Genomic DNA, 20,138 nt, shown 5'->3' with positions numbered 1-20,138 from the left:
ATGGGTGCTCGAAATGTAATTGCAATGGCGACCTTTAGTTGTATCACGCTGATGACTGGTTGTGTGATCGGACCGGATTATGAGCGTCCCGAGGTGGAGGTGCCCGAACAGTGGAGAATCGATTACCGTTCGGCCTCTGACTTGACCAATGCCAAATGGTGGCAACAATTTAACGACCCGGTGCTGGATGGTTTGATTGAAACCGCACTCAAAGAAAACCTTGATATCCGGATTGCTGCCGGCAGGGTTAATCAATTTTTGGGACAGTTGAATACCACAAGAGCAGAATTCTTCCCTCAACTGGGTGCCGGAGGCGGTGTCAGCCGTAATAGAATCTCCGAGGAGACGTTTGGATCAACGCCTGGCAGTGATCCCTATTACACCCAATACGAAGCGGCGCTGGGTGCCAGCTGGCAACTCGATCTGTTTGGTCGCGTTCAGCGTCAGACAGAGTCGGTGCAGGCCCAGGTGTACGCCTCCGAGCAGGGACGCCGTGGTGTTATTCTCTCGGTGGTGACCGGAGTGACCTCTAGCTATGTTGCGCTGCGCGGCCTGGATCGCCAACTGGTGATTGCCCAAGAAACAGAGCTCAGTTACAAAGACTCGGTTACGTTGTTTAAGCTGCGACATAGCTATGGCACTGTTTCGCAGCTGGAAGTGGACCAGGTCGAGTCCCAATACCAGCTGGCTCTGGCGGCCGTGCCGTTAATCGAGGCGCAAATAGCGGCGCAAGAAAATTTGATCTCTATCTTGTTGGGGCGTTCCCCAGGGGCGATTGGTAGGGGCAAAAGCCTCGACAATATGACTATCGTTGGCGTTCCCGAGGCGTTACCGGCATCACTGCTCACACGTCGTCCTGACATCCAGCAGGCTGAGCAAAACCTGATCTCGGCAAATGCCGCGGTGGGTGTGGCTGAATCACTGTATTATCCCGATATCTCTATCACCGGTAACTTTGGTCAAGCGAGTGCAGACCTGGGTGATCTGCTCGATTCATCGGCCAAAATATGGGATATCGGTGCATCGATTACGGCTCCGATTTTCACCTTTGGGAGAATTGAGGGGCAGATACAATCCGCCGAAGCGCTTCGTCAGCAAGCCGAAGATCGTTACCGCTTTACCCTGTTGAGTGCGTTAAAGGAGGTGAATGATGCCTTGGTGTCCACCGATAAGAATGCGCAAAATTATCAGGCGTTAAAACAGCGTGAAAAGGCATTGCTAAGCTATGCCAAGCTCGCTGACATGCGGTTTGAAAATGGTGCAGCCAGTTATCTTGAAGTGTTGTATGCCAATAATGAGCTTTTCCAAGCCCAGCTCGATACCGTTTCCTCTCAAATTGATTACTACAGCGCGTTGATTGATGTGTATAAGTCGATGGGGGGAGGCTGGGTAGACCAGGCTGTTGATATGGTAGAGCCTGTGGCGGAATCGTCTCCTGATGCAAGTCTGCTAATGCCTGAATGGCGCTGAGTGTGTTGAACCCGCATTGCCAAGCTCAGGTTGCAGGCTATTTTGCATCCTGAGCATGGCTGTTCATCAGTGGTCTTGTCCAGACTTCGCCATTTATTCATCCGTCACAGATTACCTGCTTCACGTTCTCGCATGATCCAGGCTACAGAGGCGTAAATTCGTACGCTCTACATCTTGCCTTGTCAGCATATGGCTCTTTGGGCGAAGGTCAGTCGGATCTCTTTGGCTAGATAGGATTTAAGATAAGTAATACTTATCTGAGGCTATGATTTAATCGTTTGTTGATTCCCTCTCAGGTTGATAATTTGGCTTTGAAATGCCGCTAAACAACATGAAAGGAGAGGGAGGTTTTCCCATGAATCAAGGAGCATGCATAAACAGAAGTTGTGAGATAGTTAGCTCGCATTCCGAGCTTGATCGAAACACCAGGGTGCGTTTTTACGAGAGGGTCATGCAGTGGAAACAGCGTGCACGTAGCCGTCGGTACTTGCGTGACATGCCGAGTTACCTACTCAAGGATATCGGCATTGATGAGCCGCAGCGACAAGAAGAGATACGTAAGCCCTTTTGGCGCTAACCGGCTTTCGAATGGAGATTGCCCAACATAAATTCCAGAAAAGCGCGGTTGGCTCGACTCAGGTAGCCGCCGCGCTTGCAGGCAATGGCCAGTTTAAGACGAACGGGCTGTGCGAATGGGATCGCTATCAAATCAGGATCATCCTTGATCACCATTTCCAGAAAGGTACTGATCGCAAAGCCGTTTTCAACAATGGCTTTGGTCAGTGCGATCAGGTTGGTTTCAAAGGCAATGCGGGGTTTCAGTCCCTGTTGCTGGCAGATCTGGTCGATAAACTCACGGTGAAAATAACCCGGTTTAAACAGGGCCAACTCTTCGGCAAAAAATTGCTGGTAGCTAACTTCCGATAGCTCGGCAAAGGGGTGTTCCCGATGTACGCAGACGATCATCGATTCTTCGTGAAAACGATGGATTTCGAGCCCGTCGGGCAGTTCATGTTCGACCACAATGCCCAGATCCAGCTCACCATTAAATAGCATCTTCTGTATTTCCCGAGTACCCGCTTCCAGAACATTGAGTTTGAGGTCGGGGTAGCGGTGCTTGAAGGCCATCAGTATGGGTGGAAAATAATAGGAACCCAGCATGCCGGGCATGCCTATGGACACTTCTCCTTGCTCGAGGCCGCCGAGTTCAGCCATTTCTCGTTTGGCATCTAACAGCTGTCGTAAAATATGGTTGGCATGATCGAGCAGTCGCCGACCTTCGGCGGTGAGTGCGATCTGTTTCTCTTGCCGGTTGAATAGAATCAGCCCCAGATTCTGTTCCAGCTTCTGAATAGTGACACTGACGGCTGGCTGGGCCATTCCCAGTTCAGCTGCTGCACGGGTGAAATTGCGATGCCGGGCAACGGCTTGAAAACACTCTAGCTGGCGCAAATTCATAAACAGGCCTGGTTCCTAAATATTCATACTAAAATATTATTACTACTATACAGATAATATATTTTTATTATGATATGTGCAGCACTAGAGTGCTCGCTATGATTGAGATCCGTACCCCCCTGTTTTGGCACACCACCCTTGCCTTGAGCCTTGGTTCTTTTATGGTGTTTGCCAATATTTATACCACCCAGCCCATGTTGCCACTGCTTAGCGAGCAGTTCGGTGTCTCCCCGCTAATGGCCAGCTGGAGCCTCTCCCTGACGACTTTGATGTTGGCCTGTTCATTGCTGATTTACGGACCTTTGTCCGACGCGATTGGGCGACGAGGCCTGATGCTGGGCTCCTTAGCCGGGGTCTTGCTGGTTACTTTGGCTTTGGGGTTTGTGGATGACTTCTATAGTTTGCTGCTACTGCGCATGCTGCAAGGACTGTTGCTGGGAGGTTTTCCCGCTATCGCTATTGCCTATATGGGGGATGAATACAGTAAACCCGCCATGGGAATTGCGGTAGGTATCTACATTAGCGGCAATACTTTGGGAGGCATTGGCGGTCGCCTGATCGGCGGCTTTATGACCGACCTAGCCGGTTGGCAGAGTAGTTTTTTGCTAATGTCTGTGATCAGTCTGATCTGCCTGCTGGTCTTGATCGCCCTGTTACCCAAGTCACAGCACTTCACTCGCAAGCCCTTCCGATTCTGCAACCTGCTGGCCGATATGGGGGCTCATATCGGTAATCCCATGTTACTGCTGGCGTATCTGATCGGAGGTTTTAATTTCTTTATCTTTATTAACCAGTACAGTTACGCCACCTTTCTGTTAAGTGCCCCCCCTTATAATCTTTCGGCCAGCTTTCTGGGCATGCTGTTTCTTTGTTACCTAAGCGGCACTCTGGCCTCGGCGTTATCTGGGCAGGCTACTCGCTGTTTCTCGCTGCCGCTATGCATGCTGCTGGGTATCGGGGTGTTTATGGCGGGCACCTTGTTGACCCTGTTGACCAGTTTATCGATGGTTCTGATCGGGTTGTTGGTGAATAGTGTGGGATTTTTCTTTTGTCACTCCGTTGCCAGTGCCTGGGTGAGCCATAATGCCGGTTTTTCCCGGGGCACTGCCTCGTCGTTGTATCTGGTGTTCTATTACGTAGGGGCCAGTGTGGGTGGCTTCTATCTGGATCCGTTCTGGCACCAGTGGGGGTGGGCTGGGATTGTGCTGGGCTCATTGTTGATTTTGCTATTTACCGCCGGCTGTGCGGTTGCTCTATGGGGGCGTGAGCGCAAGTCACGGGTTAGTGCTGAAACTGCATCGCGCAGGTGCTATCCAGGCCAACTCTGATTCATTCAGGCAGATCTTTGCGGATCCTGAAATGGTTTTTATCAAGGAAAAGCTTGCCGTTCATGTCGAGATCTGGGCAAGGGCTTCAACACCGGGGGAAAACCATTTTTAGAAGCGCCCTACGGGGCTTCAGGCGAATTAATCAGAGGACCCCTAGGCTATTCCAAGCTGTCTTGACATTGATCAAGGGGTGTAAAGTCAGGCTACTACTATACTGTCTAGGCATTGCAATGGATAAGCAGTTAATAGTGATAAGGCGCCTGCATGAAAAACCCTCTGGTTTGTGCACTTTTTGTTGTGTTCGGATTCTTCTTTTCCGGTGCTCTTTGGGCCTACCCGATGGGGCCAGACATTGATCCTGAGCGCCTGTTACAAGACAAATACCCTACCTGGCAGATCGACCACTCCTCTGATCCTTACCCTCTCTGGACACTGAGCAAAAATGGTGAGGTGAAGGCCTATGCCTTTGCCACCGATCCTATAGTCAAGATCCCGGCCTACTCAGGTAAACCGGTTGATATGCTGGTAGTGATGGCGCCTGATGGCAAGTTTCTTTGGACGCGAGTACTGGACCATAACGAGCCCATTTTGCTGGTGGGTATTCCCGAGGAAGCACTAACTGACTTTGTTGACGAATACCAGAATATGTCGGTGACGGATCGGATTAGGGTCGGATCGGGTGAACGCGAAGGCATGATCAGTGTCGATAGTGTTACTGGCGCCACCGTGACCGTGATGGTGGTTAACCAGGCCCTGATGCGCGCCGCCCGGACTGTGGCCAAACAGTACAATATTGCCGGCTTGAGCGATACCAGTGCCATGGAAGCCAGCCTCAATATGGAGTTTATGCAAACGGCAAGCTGGGAGACCCTGACCGGTGACGGCAGTATTCGTCGCCTGAACCTGAATCGGGGTGATATCGATGACGCCTTTAAGGGAACGGCTGCGGAAGGCGTTGATGACGCTTCAGCGGAACAGCGCGAAGAACCCTTTATTGACCTTTTTTACACCCCGTTGAATGCCCCGGCTATTGGCCGAAATCTGCTAGGCGATGATCAATACGACTGGCTCATGGGAGAGCTTAAGGAAGGGGATCAGGCCATTGCTGTGGTGGCTAACGGGCGCTATTCCTTTAAGGGCAATGGTTATGTTCGTGGCGGTATCTTCGATCGTGTTCAGTTGTTGCAGGAAGGTCGAATCATCAGTTTCCACGATCTGGACTATTACCGTTTAAGCGATGTCTTTATTGAAGGTTTTCCCGGCTATAAGGAGATGGCGATCTTTATTGCCCGGGCCGAAGGGGAGTTTAATCCCGCTGAGCACTGGCAGCTGGAATTGCTGGTGCGCCGTCAGATTGGCGCCTTGCAAAGCGAGTTCGTCAGCTTCTACGGCGACTACCTGATGCCCGATGCCTATCGTATCGTTCCGGAACCAGTGATCGATGAGCTGGAAAGCGAGCCCCTGTGGGTTAGCGTATGGAAAGAAAAGGCCTTTCAATCGAGTGTGTTGGTGTTCGGTCTGGTGGTTCTGTCGTTGATTCTATTCTTCCAGGATTTACTGGTGCAGCGTCCGCGCTTTCTGAAGATTTTGCGAACAGGTTTCCTGATTTATACCGTTTGCTTTATTGGTTGGTATGCACTGGGCCAGTTATCGATTGTCAATGTATTCACCTTTATCTATTCACTGCTGGGTGATTTCCGTTGGGATACCTTCTTGCTGGATCCGACCATTTTTATTTTGTGGTGCTTTGTCGCGATGTCCTTATTGCTCTGGGGCAGAGGCGTGTATTGCGGTTGGTTATGCCCCTTTGGCGCCATGCAGGAGCTGATCAACGAATTAGGGCGTAAACTGGGCGTTAAGCAATGGGAGTTGCCTTTTGTGGTTCATGAACGCTTGTGGGCCATCAAGTACCTTATTTTACTGGGGTTGTTTGGTATCTCTCTTGAATCGATGGCCAACGCTGAACGTTTTGCCGAGGTGGAGCCCTTTAAAACGGCCGTTATGCTCAAGTTTGCTCGTGAGTGGGGCTTTGTGCTCTATGCGGCCAGCTGGCTGGTGGTTAGCCTGTTTACCCGTAAGGTGTTCTGCCGTTATGTTTGCCCCCTGGGTGCGGCCCTATCTGTGCCCGCTCGTCATCGAATTTTTGACTGGCTCAAGCGTCGACCACAATGCGGCCGTCCCTGCCAGTTGTGCGCCAATGAATGTGAAATTCAGGCGATTCATCCCAATGGTGAAATTAATATGAGCGAATGTCATCATTGTCTGGATTGTCAGGTGACGTATTTCGATCAGGAAAAATGTCCACCATTAATTCTTAAAAACCGAAAAAAGAAAAAGAAGGAGAGTATTGCAGAAGAAATACCCGTGACCCAGGTGTAAGGGTCACGGCATCGAGTATCCCCGACTAACAGGTGGAACTCGAGCTGGCGAAAGCCAAACGATAGGTGATAGGTAACGACCGCGGCAGTATTGCGGAAATGAGTTCAACCGTGCAGGAGAAATCCAAATGGATAAGGATAAAACCAAGAGCAGTATCGGTATCGATACTGAAGATAAGAGTGTGAGCGAGCATGTGCGCATGAGTCGTCGCCTGTTTTTAGGCGGTTCGGCCGCATTGGCAGGTGCGGCGGCGGCTGGCATTGGTGCCAGTTTGACACCGGCTGCGGCCTTGGCTGCAGGCGATGCTAAAGGCAGCGTTGGTCCAGGTGAACTGGATGAATACTATGGCTTCTGGAGTGGTGGCCAATCGGGTGAAGTGCGCATCCTGGGTATCCCCTCTATGCGTGAGCTAATGCGTATTCCTGTATTTAACCATGACAGTGCTACCGGTTGGGGGATGACCAACGAAAGTAAGCGCATCATGGGGGATAGCCACAAGTATATGAACGGTGATTCTCACCACCCGCACATGAGTATGACCGACGGCTCCTATGACGGTAAGTATGTCTTTATAAACGACAAGGCGAACACCCGAGTTGCCCGTATTCGCTGCGACGTGATGAAAGTTGATAAGATGTTGACCGTCCCGAATGTGCAGGCCATTCACGGTATGCGCGTGCAGAAAGTACCCTACACCAAGTACTTTTTCTGCAACGGAGAATACGAGATTCCACTGCCAAACGACGGCCGGGATCTGGACAATCCGCAAAACTACTTTTCAATGTTCAATATCATCGACGCTGAAAAGATGGAGGTTTTTGCCCAGGTAATCGTTGACGGTAACCTTGATAACACCGATGCGGACTACCAGGGTAAGTACTTTGCTTCTACTTGCTATAACTCCGAGAAAGGCATGACTCTGCCCGAGATGATCGCTTCCGAGCGTGACTGGACCGTCGTATTTAATTTGCCTCGGATCGAAGCGGCTGTGAAAGCCGGCAAGTTCCAGACCATTGGTGATTCCAAGGTGCCGGTGCTGGATGGCCGTAAGGGATCGGATTTAACCCGTTATATTCCGGTACCCAAGAGCCCTCACGGTATCAATACTTCGCCCGATGGCAAGTATTTTGTGGCCAATGGTAAGTTGTCTCCCACCGTCTCCTTGATCGCTATCGACAAGCTGGACGATCTGTTCGAGGACAAGATTGAGCCGCGCGATACTATCGTGGGTGAACCTGAGCTTGGATTAGGACCTTTGCATACGGCCTTTGATAAGCGTGGCAATGCCTACACCACCGTGTTTATCGATAGTCAGATTGTGAAATGGAACATCGAAGACGCCATCAAGGCCTACACCGATGACAAGGTCAATTACATCCGTCAGAAGCTGGATGTTCACTACCAGCCAGGTCACAACCACACTACCATGGGTGAGACCAAAGACGCTGATGGTAAGTGGTTGGTATCCCTGTGCAAGTTCTCCAAAGACCGTTTCTTGCCGGTGGGTCCATTGCGTCCGGAAAACGATCAGCTGATCGATATCTCTGGCGAGGAGATGAAGTTGGTACACGATGGTCCCGCCTTTGCGGAGCCCCATGACTGCATCATTGTCCACCGTAGTAAGGTTAAGCCAGCCAAGCTTTGGAGTCGCGATGATCCGATCTTCGCTGAAACCGTAGCGATGGCCAAGAAAGACGGCATTACCCTGGAGAAAGACAGCAAGGTGATTCGCGAGGGCAACAAGGTCCGCGTCTATATGACCTCAATGGCTCCGGCTTACGGCATGAATGAGTTCAGAGTCAAGCAGGGTGATGAGGTAACCGTAGTGGTCACCAACCTTGATAAGGTGGAGGATGTTGGCCACGGTTTCTGTGTCAGTGACCATGGCGTGAGTATGGAAATTTCACCACAGCAAACCTCATCCGTTACCTTTATGGCGGATAAACCCGGCGTGTTCTGGTACTACTGCCACTGGTTCTGTCATGCGCTCCATATGGAGATGCGTGGCCGAATGCTGGTAGAAAAGGCCTAACCCACCTGCGCAGGGAAACTGGAGTGGCACCGGGTTTGTAAGCCTGGTGCCACCCGTAAGCTACCGCGTTTATAATAAGGCTTCCGGCCTTAATGGCAGGACATTTCAGTGTTCTCGCTAAGGGTATGCACGCTATGAATCGAATGAATCTGACACATTTTTATTCTGCTGCATTATTGGTTGGTCTGATGCTCACGCTCAGTCCTCAATCTCTGGCAGCAACCCTGATAGTTACATCTGATCAGTCACTTCAGACGGTGCTTGATAACGCTCAGAATGGAGACCAACTCCAACTGGAAACGGGTGTCTATCAAGGGAATTTTACTATTGATCGGGAAATAACCCTGATCGGCAAAAAAGGCGCCATTATTGATGGTGGAGGGCAGCTGGATGCTCTACGAGTGCGCGCCGATAATGTGACTATTACTAATCTTTATATTCGCAATTGGGGGCGTGATCTGACGGCCACCAATGCGGGTATTTTTGTTGATAAAGCTTCCAATACGCTGATCAGCAATAATTATCTCAAGGGTGATGCCTTTGGCATTTGGCTGGATAATACGGTATCCAGTCGAGTACTTGGCAATCGCGTGGAAGGCAATTCTGAGCTGCGTTCTGCCGATCGTGGCAATGGTATTCATCTGTCCACTACTACCGATGCTGAAATTCGAGGCAATGAGGTTTGGCATACCCGGGACGGGCTCTACATTCTGACCAGCAACAATAATCGCCTGGAAGATAACTATCTGCACGATTTAAGGTTTGGTGTGCATTATATGTATTCCAACGATAATCGGGTGGTGGGCAATCGTACCGAACGCACCCGTACCGGTTATGCACTGATGCAATCAACACGACTGACCGTCACCGACAATGTATCGGTCAATGACAAAAACTACGGTGTGTTACTGAATTTTGTCACCTACTCAACGGTTGCCAATAATCACGTAGAAGGGGTGCAGAGCAGCCGGGCATTGCATGCCGCAGATCGTGTCAGTCGTAAAGTGGAGGGGGCTGATGGTAAGGCGCTGTTTGTTTATAACTCGCTTTACAACACCATTCGCAAGAATCTGTTTGCCGATAGCGATCTGGGCATTCATTTAACCGCCGGGTCCGAAGATAACCTGATTACCCTCAACGCGTTTGTCGGCAACCGTCAACAGGTCAAATACGTTGCTAGCCGTGAACAGGAATGGTCGGATCAGGGCCGGGGTAATTTCTGGAGTGATTATCTGGGGTGGGATATGGATGGCGACGGTATGGGCGATGTCGCCTACGAGCCCAATGACAGTATGGATCAGGTGCTTTGGCGCTATCCCCTGTCCCGAGTTCTGGTCAATGCCCCGGCGGTAGAACTGCTGCGCTGGGTACAGCGTGAGTTCCCGGTGTTCAAGGCTCAGGGGGTACGGGACAGTTTCCCCTTGATGGCAAACCCGGTGCGTTTGAAGTCCGGATCGATAAAAGATGTCGAGCAGGGCCAGGTTATGCGGACGGCAGAGCAGAAAGAGGTTGAGACATTATGAGTATTATTTCCCTTGAACGTGCTGCGAAACGCTATCACAACGTCGAGGCCCTGAAAGAGGTTTCCCTCTCCTTGGGCGAGGGTGAAGTGCTGGGATTGTTTGGTCACAACGGTGCGGGTAAAACCACTACCATTAAATTGATCCTTGGTTTGTTGACTCCTGATCAGGGTAAAGTTTCTGTGCTGGGAATGGATCCGGCCAGCAATGAATTTCGCAGCCGTCGCCAACAGATCGGATTCTTGCAGGAAAATGTCAGTTTCTACGATCAGCTGACCGGATTTGAGGTGTTGCGTTACTTTGCCCGGCTCAAAGGCGTGGGCATGAGCCAATGCGATACATTGTTGCAGGAGCTTGGTCTCGATCATGCCTGTCATCGTAAGGTGCGGACTTACTCCAAAGGTATGCGTCAACGCCTGGGTCTGGCCCAGGCTATGCTGGGCAATCCCAGGTTGTTATTACTCGATGAACCAACAGTCGGGCTAGACCCGGTAGCGACCCGGGCCTTCTATCAATCGATACAGCGCCTTAAGGATCAGGGTTGTACGGTGGTGCTCTGTTCTCATGTACTTCCGGGGGTTGAACAATATATTGATCAGGCGGCCATACTCGGACATGGCCGGTTGCTGGCGCAGGGAACTATCGAGCAATTGCGTTTGCAGGCGGATTTACCGTTGCAGCTAACCCTGCGAGGGGATGCGATAGAGCAGGGAATGCCTGCAGAATGGCAAACAAGGATTCAGCATTCAGAACCTGGCCAGGTGGTTGTTAAAGGGAATCTCCAGGAGAAAGTAAATCTGTGGAAAACCGCAGCGGCTATACCGGGGGTGGAAGATTTCCAGTGGCAGGTGCCCTCCCTGGAAGATCTTTACAGCCACTTTTGCGAGCAGGAGGATAGATCATGCGCAGCATATTGATTGTGGCAGGAAAGGAGTTCCTTGATGGCGTTCGTAATCGCTGGATACTGTCGATTGCCGCTACCCTTGCTCTGATGGCGATCGGGTTGGCCTATTTTGGAGCAGCAGCGTCGGGGTTTGTGGGCTTTACGTCGGTCTCTACCACGATAGCCAGTTTGTCCAGCCTGGCGGTCGTAGTGATTCCTCTGATCGCATTGCTGCTGTCCTACGATGCCCTGGTCGGTGAGGCGGAAAACGGTACGCTATTGCTATTGCTGACCTATCCCTTGACTCGCACTCAACTGTTATTGGGTAAGTGGATGGGACAAGGCGGGATTCTGGTTGTCGCTACGGTCATCGGTTTTGGCTCGGCTGCTCTTATCATGGGGTTATTTGCTGCGGAAGCCAGTTGGAGTGAGGTGATTCCGGCTTTTGCCATATTGATCCTTTCGGCTTGCTTGTTGGGCTGGGTGTTTATTTCCATGGCCTACGTACTCAGTGCCCGGGTGGCGGAAAAAACCAAGGCCGCCGGTATGGCGCTGCTGATGTGGTTTCTCTTCGTGTTGGTCTTTGATTTGGGACTGCTCGGTATATTGGTCGCGACCGAAGGGCGCATCAACGAAGATATTTTCCCCTGGTTACTGTTGTTAAACCCCACCGATGTCTTTCGTTTATTGAATCTCAGATTTCTGAGCGATGGTGAGGTGGTCAATGGTTTGATGGCCACCGCAGGCGGTGCGGGTTTCTCTACTTTCTTTCTTATTATGGTACTGGTGACCTGGTTGGGTGCACTCACGGCGGCGGCAGTCTGGTTATTCAAAGGACGATCAATCTGATGGAATCTGTAATGCAACGCATATTGGCAAGAACCCAATCGATCCAGATGCTTTTGACGGGAGTCTGGTTGGCGCTTGTTCTCACCTTAACTGGTTGTGGCGAGACCGATTCAGAGCGGATGGTGCAGCAGGCGGTGGCGATAGAAAGTGCAGATGAGTGTCATTTGTGCGGCATGTTGATAACCAACTTTGTGGGTCCAAAAGGGGAGTTAACCCAGCAAGGCGCTCGACAGGTGAAAAAGTTTTGCTCGACACGGGATCTGTTTGCCTACGCGCTGGATCCGGAGCACCGTGCAAGCATTGAGAGCATCTGGGTGCACAATATGGCCAGGGTGCCCTGGGAGTTTCCCGATGATGAGCAGTTTATTAACGCCAGGGATGCCTGGTTTGTGATTAACTCCCGGCTTAAGGGGGCAATGGGACCCGCCTTGGCCAGCTTTGCCGAGGAATCGGATGCCCGGGCGTTTATCGGCATCAATGGCGGTGAGCTTATCCGCTTTGATCAGGTGACCATGGATACCCTGAACAGCATGGGCAGTCCGATGATGCCTGCTCATCGTGGGCAGGCCTTGCCAGCAATCGATGGAGCGCCGTCTGCAAAAAAGCAACCTGATGCCCAGGCCATAACTGCATCACAATAACCCATTCTGCTGGTCGTTAAACCTGGTCTAACAGAGTGGGTACGCTTTGGCATGATTCTTTATTAACTGAGACTTGTATGGTCTTGCGATCGGCAACCGGTCTCTCTGGTTGACCCGGAGACTGGTAAATGGATGGGAAATTGCATCTTGCGCCAAAGCTGCTAACGTATGCCCGATTTCCTTCTGCAGGCCCTGCTATGAGCAACAGCATCAAACTCACGGAATACAGTCACGGCGCTGGCTGCGGCTGCAAAATAGCCCCGGGCGTCTTGGATCAAATACTGCAAAGCAATTTGGCTCTACCCGACGACGAACGCCTGCTGGTGGGTAATAGCTCAAAAGATGATGCCGCCGTTTACGATATGGGCAACGGTACCGGCATTATCAGTACCACCGATTTCTTTATGCCCATCGTTGATGACCCGTTTGATTTCGGACGTATCGCCGCCACCAACGCCATCAGTGATGTTTATGCTATGGGCGGCAAGCCTTTGATGGCGATTGCGATTCTTGGCTGGCCAGTCAATGTACTGGATGCGGAAGTAGCCAGCCAGGTCGTTGAAGGGGGGCGCCAGGCCTGCCTGGACGCGGGTATTTTGCTGGCCGGAGGCCACAGTATCGATGCCCCGGAGCCGATTTTTGGCCTGGCAGTAACCGGACAGGTGTCCTTGCAACAACTCAAGCGTAACGATACGGCCACGGTTGGAAGCCGCCTCTACCTTACCAAACCCCTGGGCGTAGGTATTCTGTCGACTGCGCAGAAGAAAAAGCTATTACAGCCCGAGCACAGTCATATTGCGCGCGACAGCATGTGCAGCCTGAATACCATTGGCGCCAGGCTGGCGACCCTGCCCGGTGTGAGTGCCATGACCGATGTCACCGGGTTTGGCTTGCTGGGTCATCTGTTGGAGCTTTGTGAGGGCAGTGATCTGGATGCCCGAATTCGTATGGACAAGGTACCCGTTATTGCCGAGGCTGAGTTCTACCGGCAGCAAGGTTGTGTGCCTGGTGGTGCGTTGCGCAATTACCAAAGCTATGGGCATAAGGCTGTTCCTATGGCCGAGACGTTACAGCAACTATTGTGTGATCCACAAACCAGTGGCGGTTTGCTGGTTGCGGTTGAACCCGATGACGAGGCTCGTTTTCTTGAGCTGACCAGAGCAGAAGGGTTGAGTCTGGAATGTTTTGGTGAGCTGATGCCTGCGCGTGGCGGTAAACGCGTCGAGGTACTTTGATCATGGCGCGACGACCCAATAGCAACGATTACCTGCCTTTGTTCCTCAACGATGTGCCCCTGATGGATGTCCGGGCACCGATCGAGTTTGATAAAGGAGCTTTTCCCTGCAGTGAAAATATACCTTTGCTCGATGATAAGCAGAGGGAGAAAATTGGCACCCATTATAAAAATGCAGGCCAGGACGCGGCCATTGCGCTGGGTAATAAACTGGCCACGCCAGATATTCGCGAAGCACGGCTGAATAGCTGGAAGCGTTTTGTCGAGGATCATCCAGAAGGCTATCTGTATTGCTTCCGTGGTGGGCTGCGTTCACGGGTAACTCAGCAATGGCTTGCCGAGGCAGGAATGGATGTGCCCTTTATTGAGGGCGGGTACAAGGCGATGCGTCGTTTTTTAATAGACAGCATTGACGAGATTGCAACATCTGCCCGCTTTCAGATTGTGGGTGGGTTTACGGGTACTGGTAAAACCCCGTTGCTGGCAGAAATTGATAACGCTATTGATCTGGAAGGATTGGCTAACCATAAAGGGTCCAGCTTCGGCAAACAGATTGGTGGTCAGCCTACCCAGATCAATTTCGAAAATAATCTGGCGATCCGTATGCTTAAGCTTCGTCAAGCGGATTATCCTCATATGGTGCTGGAAGATGAAAGCCGTATGGTGGGACGCTGTGGTTTACCCGATTCCTTGCAGACCGCTATGCTGGCAGCACCGGTGGTTGTGATTGAAGCCGATATCGAAGAGCGTATCGAACGCCTGCAGAAAGAATATGTTGAGGATATGCTGGTCGCATACCAGTCTTATTATGGTGAAAACGAGGGGTATGCATGTTTTTCTGATTACCTGCTTGAAGCCATAGAGGGCATTCGTCGTCGGCTAGGCGGCGAGCGTTATCAGCAATTGCGTAGCGGCCTTGAGCAAGCGCTGGCCAGTCATCAGCTGGAATCCGTATCGGGGTTGTATCGAGCGGCGATTGCCCAGGTACTGGAACAGTACTACGACCCAATGTATGAATACCAGTTGGGTCAAAAGATAGACCGTGTCGTTTTTCGTGGTAGCTTTACCGAAGTTGTTCAGTATTTAAAAAGTGAGTAAATAACGATTTTTTGCTTAGGAACTAGCGCTCTGTCAACGCTATTGTCGTTATTTTGAACACCGTATTTTGTGTTATTTAAAGGATCAAGTATGAGCCCGATTTGGACACCCTCAAGCTGGAGAGATTGCCCGATAAAGCAGCAACCGGAATACCCGGATCCGGCCGAGTTAAAGGCGACGGAACAGAAACTGGAAGCATTTCCTCCGCTGGTGTTTGCCGGCGAAGCACGAGATCTGAAACAGCAACTGGCTGAGGTGGCAGAGGGACGAGCTTTTCTGCTACAGGGAGGAGATTGCGCAGAAAGTTTTGCTGAATTTAGCGCCGATACGATTCGCGATACTTTCAAAGTATTGTTGCAGATGGCTGTTGTTTTAACCTTTGGGGCCAGTTGTCCCGTCGTTAAAGTCGGTCGAATGGCAGGTCAGTTTGCCAAACCTCGCAGCGCCGATACGGAGACGGTCGATGGTGTGGAATTGCCCAGTTATCGCGGGGACATCGTCAACGGTATCGAGTTTGATGCGACGGCGCGAGTACCCGATCCCAAGCGATTGTTGCAGGCGTCGAATCAGGCGGCGGTGACCCTGAATCTGCTGCGTGCTTTTTCCAAGGGAGGAATGGCAGACCTGCATCAGGTACATCGCTGGAATCTGGATTTTATTCGTGATCGTACTCTTAGCGAGCGCTATCAGAATCTGGCAGGCCGTATTGATGAAACCCTGGGCTTTATGGCAGCCTGCGGCATGACGGCGGAAAACACCAAAGCGATTCGAGAGACGACCCTGTACACCGCCCACGAAGCCCTGTTGTTAAACTACGAACAGGCCTTTACCCGTCGGGACAGCCTGAGCGGCGATTGGTATGATTGCTCGGCCCATATGCTGTGGATTGGCGACCGCACTCGCCAGCTTGACTCGGCCCATGTGGAATTCCTGAGCGGCGTCTGTAATCCGATCGGGTTCAAAGTTGGACCTACCATCACCGAAGATGAGTTGCTGCGACTGATTGAGCGTTTAAACCCCGAAAACGAAGCCGGTCGACTGAACCTTATTGTGCGTATGGGGGCGAATAAGATAACAGAATTGTTTCCGCCTCTGTTGCAAGCAGTTCAGCGTGAGGGTGCCAAGGTTGTTTGGAGCTGTGATCCGATGCACGGCAATACCATCAAAGCGGGCAATGGCTACAAGACGCGGCCCTTTGATCAGATTTTGGGTGAGGTGAGAGGTTTCTTTGATGTGCATCGGGCCGAAGGCAGTTATGCGGGGGGCGTGCATTTTGAGATGACGGGTAAAAATGTCACCGAATGCATCGGTGGCAGCGGATCCGTTACCGAAGCGAGCCTGGCGGATCGTTATCATACTCATTGTGACCCACGACTCAACGCTGACCAGGCGTTGGAACTGGCTTTTCTGATCGCAGAAATGCTAAAGGAGAGCCGTAGTTAAGGCTGCGAGGCTTCGCTCACATGCCCCGGATCAGGGCTTGCGGTCGAGGCCGTAGCCCATCCATTTGTAGAGGTTGTCGTTAAGTACGTGGGATGAATGCCCGCTTTTGAACGAATGCTGGATCCAGTCGCTCATTGCTTCCATAGGAAAGGTGCAGGGGCTGGCTTTGGATATGCCGACATAGAGCTCGAAGGTCGCTACATCGACGGGCATTTTCTCGAAAACACCCTCCATATCGAGCAGGGAAACAAACAGGTCGTCCTGGATCTGAGGGTAGATGGCATAGTCGACGCGGCCGACATTGAGCATTTTTAGGCCCTGCTTGGCGTTCTGGATTCGTATCAGATCGAGCTCTTTGTTGGCAAAGGCCTCAAAGCGTGCTCCCAGGTAGGTATCTTTGGAGGCAACTCCTTTGAGCTTGCGAAGCTGTTCCCAGGATGAAATATTGAGGCCGCTGCGCCGATTGGTGATAACAATGTAACTTTGGGTGTAAATGGGTGGCTCGACGAACAACGTGTACTCTTCAGCCTCAGGGGTGCGTGCCATGGCTGGATTGATATCAAATTTCCCCATTTTGAAATCCCGCAACACCCGGTTGTAGCCGCCCTTGAAATCGGTGGTCACTGAAATGCCATGCTCAGACAGCATTTCACTGACAAGCTCAGGGGCAGAACCCAGGATCGAAAGGTAATTTCCCCACACCACGGGAGGCAGGTTAGGATGACCGGAAAGCCTTACCTGATCACAGCTTTGACTGTGTGCTTCAAAGGAAGCCAACATCAGATAGAGGGCGGAAAAGGAACTAAGTAACCTAAGGCGCATGATTATTCTGAGTATTGGTTGCGACTATTGCGCTAACGGTTAGGAAAGCGGTATACGAGTCAATTGGCCAAAGCTTATCATGGCTAAGTGGGAAGTATGAAGGCCTTGTTCACCGAATTTGGATTGTCTTCCGGTTTGTGTTTGCTGAGCGGGGTTGTCTGCTCGGCAATAGGAAAAGAGTCTTGGCTTTGGTTGATCATCCCCGGATATGGACAGTAGGTGTTCCGTTTTGGGTAAAGGGACTCTGCAACATTGATTTTGGAATTTTATGACTATTATTTCTGATGAATCCTCATTTTATCCGCGACTGTTCAAACAGGCGGAAAACTTGCTGGGAACCGAACTTGATGCAATTGCCAATATGGCAAATCTCTCCAGCTTGTTGTTTATGGAGATGGAGCGCCTGAATTGGGCCGGGTTTTATCTGGCTCAGGATGGCCAGTTAGTGCTCGGGCCGTTTCAGGGTAATCCGGCCTGTGTCCGAATTGAACTGGGGACAGGAGTATGCGGTACGGCGGCTGCTAGTGGTAATCCACAGGTTATTGCCAATGTGCATGATTTTCCAGGTCACATCGCCTGCGATGCTGCCAGTAACAGTGAGCTGGTTATTCCGCTTTGTGACTCTCAGGGTTTGGTTGGTGTGCTTGATCTGGATAGTCCCGATCTGGGGCGATTTACCGAAGCTGACTTACAAGGCTTGATGCCTATCACACAGTTATTAAGCCAAAGCGATTTTAGTTTTTTACGGCGCTAAAAGGAGGGGTGACACACCCAAAATTACTGTGAGTTGGCTTTGGATACGGCATCAATTGGGGCTTCAATCTCGAAACAGATACCTTGGCCAGGTTCGCTTGAGCAATGGATTTGCCCTTGTAGCATCTGGGTTACTGTGTTGTAGACAATGTTCAATCCCAGCCCTTGCTTACGCTTTTCACCGGCACTGTAGAAGGGTTCAAAAATGTGCTTTTTGACGTTGTCACCCACCCCGATACCGTTGTCTGTGTAAATCACCCTGAGCAGGCCATCACTGGCTTCGACCTCAATGTTGATATGCCCATTTGCCGTATGAGCAAACCCGTGTTCGACCGAGTTATCTACCAGCTTGGTGATGATCTGGTAAAAGGCACCGGGATAGCTGTGTAACATCAGGTTGTCTGGGCAGTTCAGGCTGATACTGTGTCCTTGGGTATGCAGTCTGGGGTTGATACCGTTAATCAGTTCGCCGAGGTATTCATTAAGATAGAATGACCTGAGCTCTTCGTTATCCCGGTCAGCGGCCATAAGTTTAAAGCTGTTAACCAGGCCTGCAGCGGTACGTACATTACTCTGAATTAACTGCAGCCCTTCATTGAACAGGGCTACGAATTGAACCAGTTCGCTTCGCCTGAGCTGTTCGCTTTCAATCTTTCTCAGTAATTTATTGACTTCTATCTCGAGGTGGGAAGTAGCAGTAACACAGATTCCTATAGGGGTGTTTATCTCCAGTGCAACGCCAGAGACCAGGCTACCCAGCGAGGCTTGTTTTTCCGATTCGATTAATTGGTTTTGCAGTTCGGTCATTTGCTGAATGGTTTGTTGCAGATCCTGGGTTCGCTCTTCAACCCGGTGTTCAAGTTGGCTGTTGAGCTTGCGGGCTTGCTCCTCTGCCTGCTTGCGCTCGCTGATATCGATCACCAGCCCTTCCAGGGTACCCAAATTGGTATCGTCATCGAACACCTCCATGCCCCGATCAAGTACCCAGCGAGTTTCCTGATTGCGATCAATCAGGCGATAAGTGAGCTGAAAGGTATGTTGATTCAAAGTCGCATCCTCTATCTGGTCGAGAATACGAGGCAGATCATCAGGATGGATGAGTTCGGCGTAACTGATGAGCTTACTCTCGGTCAACTCCTCAGCTCGGTACCCTGTTAAATCCAGGCAGCCAGCGCTGGCCATCAACAGGTTTCGACGTTCATCTTTTTCGCAACGATAGGCCATCCCGGGGATAGTAGATAACAGTCGCTCAAGTTCCCGGCTACGGCTATCAAGGGCTTGCCTTGAATGCTGGTACTTGATCTGAGTATTACGAAAATTTTCCACCGCAGAAAAAATATCACGAAACTCGTTGTTGGCAGTTGTTTGGGGAACCTCGATACGGGTGTTTCCCTGGGATAATTCCCCGAGAGTAGAAACCAGTTTGCCGATGCTGCCTTGTAGCTGACGGGAAACAATCCAGCAGCTGATTACAATAAAAGCAATGGTTAGCAGCAAGAGAGTGCCCAATCGGGATAACTCCTCATCGGCTTTATCCTGTATCTGGAACAGCTGCTCTATGCTGTTTTCCCGGCGAGTGGTCAGGAAATTGCTCAGATTTAAGGTCGCGAGTTGGAAGCTCTGGTTAGCGTTAGCCAGGGTCTCCGGGTCAGACGATGCGTCTGTTATTGGTACGTTTTGAATGAGTTCGCTAGTCGCGCGGAGATAGTAGCCAAACTCCTGGCTGATCCGCTCCAGGGCAACTGTTTCCTGGGGAGTAAAAATAATCTGTTTGCGAATGTTCTCGATCTGGATGATCCGAGACTCTATCTCTGCAACTTCAGAGCGCAATTGCTCCTGCTGGTCTGGAGCGGACTGATTGGATGTTAGGGTGCTGAACAGGGACAAGTGCAGACGAATTAAATCGGTTCGATAGGCTTCCAATGTATCAGCCACATTGAGGTGAGATTCATACAGGTTAGAGAGTTTTATCGCTTGCGAGCCCTGCACGGCAAAAAATGTGAGGGCAACATAGCCGACCAGAAAAGCGGTCAAAAACGGGATAAGCAGAAACTGGGTCTTTACCTTCATAGCCTTCAGAATGGACTAAAGTCTGCAACTTCGCTAGGGCACCTCAGAATAAATCAGATGAATTCTGGCTTTCAGGCGAATCCAGAATCGCGGCAGGTCTTTGCAGTAAGGTCCAGACCTTTCAAAAAGGCGTAACAAAGAGTCTGGGTTCGCCTGAA

Annotated in this window: 16 protein-coding genes; 13 read left to right on the top strand and 3 right to left on the bottom strand. The window is 51.0% G+C overall.

The features are described from left to right. The gene (locus tag MIB40_RS16030) at nt 1-1,470 is read left to right on the top strand and encodes an efflux transporter outer membrane subunit (protein WP_249696347.1); all 1,470 of its coding nucleotides are present in this window, start codon (nt 1-3) and stop codon (nt 1,468-1,470) included. 316 nt (nt 1,471-1,786) lie between these two features. Then, a complete protein-coding gene (locus MIB40_RS19880; protein WP_406566473.1) occupies nt 1,787-2,047 on the top strand; it encodes a DUF1127 domain-containing protein in 261 nt (86 codons plus the stop codon). Here MIB40_RS19880 and MIB40_RS16025 read toward each other — a convergent pair. After that, nucleotides 2,044-2,928, bottom strand: coding sequence for a LysR family transcriptional regulator (locus MIB40_RS16025; protein ID WP_249696345.1), 885 nt, complete (start codon nt 2,926-2,928; stop codon nt 2,044-2,046). The two genes, MIB40_RS19880 and MIB40_RS16025, sit on opposite strands and share 4 nt — an antisense overlap. Before the next feature lie 98 nt (nt 2,929-3,026). On the opposite strand from MIB40_RS16025, the gene MIB40_RS16020 reads away from it, so the two are divergent. The 10 genes from MIB40_RS16020 (at nt 3,027) to MIB40_RS15975 (ending at nt 16,335) form a co-directional block, all read left to right on the top strand. Then, nucleotides 3,027-4,256, top strand: a complete 1,230-nt coding sequence (locus MIB40_RS16020; RefSeq protein ID WP_249696343.1) for an MFS transporter — start codon at nt 3,027-3,029, stop codon at nt 4,254-4,256. A gap of 264 nt (nt 4,257-4,520) precedes the next feature. Continuing rightward, nucleotides 4,521-6,635 (top strand): transcriptional regulator NosR, encoded by a 2,115-nt coding sequence (gene nosR, locus MIB40_RS16015; RefSeq protein ID WP_249696340.1) that lies wholly within the window; start codon nt 4,521-4,523, stop codon nt 6,633-6,635. A 127-nt stretch (nt 6,636-6,762) separates the two neighbouring features. Beyond that, nucleotides 6,763-8,667 carry a TAT-dependent nitrous-oxide reductase gene (nosZ, locus tag MIB40_RS16010; protein ID WP_249696337.1) on the top strand — a complete coding sequence of 635 codons (1,905 nt, stop codon included), beginning with the start codon at nt 6,763-6,765 and terminating at the stop codon, nt 8,665-8,667. 134 nt (nt 8,668-8,801) lie between these two features. Then, entirely contained in the window at nt 8,802-10,190 is a 1,389-nt protein-coding gene (locus MIB40_RS16005) for a nitrous oxide reductase family maturation protein NosD (RefSeq protein WP_249696335.1), read from the top strand. Continuing rightward, a complete protein-coding gene (locus MIB40_RS16000; protein WP_249696333.1) occupies nt 10,187-11,104 on the top strand; it encodes an ABC transporter ATP-binding protein in 918 nt (305 codons plus the stop codon). The genes MIB40_RS16005 and MIB40_RS16000 overlap by 4 nt, the downstream gene beginning before the upstream one ends. Then, nucleotides 11,089-11,919: an ABC transporter permease gene (locus MIB40_RS15995; RefSeq protein ID WP_249696331.1), complete on the top strand. Its 831-nt coding sequence runs from the start codon at nt 11,089-11,091 to the stop codon at nt 11,917-11,919. The genes MIB40_RS16000 and MIB40_RS15995 overlap by 16 nt, the downstream gene beginning before the upstream one ends. Before the next feature lie 11 nt (nt 11,920-11,930). Next, nucleotides 11,931-12,560: a nitrous oxide reductase accessory protein NosL gene (locus MIB40_RS15990; protein WP_249696329.1), complete on the top strand. Its 630-nt coding sequence runs from the start codon at nt 11,931-11,933 to the stop codon at nt 12,558-12,560. A 197-nt stretch (nt 12,561-12,757) separates the two neighbouring features. Beyond that, nucleotides 12,758-13,795: a selenide, water dikinase SelD gene (gene selD / locus MIB40_RS15985; protein ID WP_249696327.1), complete on the top strand. Its 1,038-nt coding sequence runs from the start codon at nt 12,758-12,760 to the stop codon at nt 13,793-13,795. Between the two features lie 2 nt (nt 13,796-13,797). Beyond that, entirely contained in the window at nt 13,798-14,892 is a 1,095-nt protein-coding gene (gene mnmH, locus MIB40_RS15980; RefSeq protein ID WP_249696325.1) for a tRNA 2-selenouridine(34) synthase MnmH, read from the top strand. A gap of 90 nt (nt 14,893-14,982) precedes the next feature. Beyond that, entirely contained in the window at nt 14,983-16,335 is a 1,353-nt protein-coding gene (locus MIB40_RS15975; protein WP_249696323.1) for a class II 3-deoxy-7-phosphoheptulonate synthase, read from the top strand. 30 nt (nt 16,336-16,365) lie between these two features. Here MIB40_RS15975 and MIB40_RS15970 read toward each other — a convergent pair whose 3' ends face one another. Beyond that, nucleotides 16,366-17,157 carry a type 2 periplasmic-binding domain-containing protein gene (locus MIB40_RS15970; protein WP_249696321.1) on the bottom strand — a complete coding sequence of 264 codons (792 nt, stop codon included), beginning with the start codon at nt 17,155-17,157 and terminating at the stop codon, nt 16,366-16,368. Nucleotides 17,158-17,425: 268 nt separating this feature from the next. Here MIB40_RS15970 and MIB40_RS15965 point away from each other — a divergent pair, with 268 nt between their 5' ends. Then, nucleotides 17,426-17,911 carry a GAF domain-containing protein gene (locus MIB40_RS15965; protein ID WP_249696320.1) on the top strand — a complete coding sequence of 162 codons (486 nt, stop codon included), beginning with the start codon at nt 17,426-17,428 and terminating at the stop codon, nt 17,909-17,911. 23 nt (nt 17,912-17,934) lie between these two features. Here the strand turns inward: MIB40_RS15965 and MIB40_RS15960 are convergent, their stop codons facing one another. Then, entirely contained in the window at nt 17,935-19,980 is a 2,046-nt protein-coding gene (locus tag MIB40_RS15960) for a sensor histidine kinase (protein WP_249696318.1), read from the bottom strand. Between the last annotated feature and the right edge of the window lie 158 nt (nt 19,981-20,138).

The organism is Aestuariirhabdus haliotis (assembly GCF_023509475.1).
In the GTDB taxonomy this organism is placed as follows: domain Bacteria; phylum Pseudomonadota; class Gammaproteobacteria; order Pseudomonadales; family Aestuariirhabdaceae; genus Aestuariirhabdus; species Aestuariirhabdus haliotis.
This window is presented reverse-complemented; position numbering and strand designations above follow the sequence as displayed.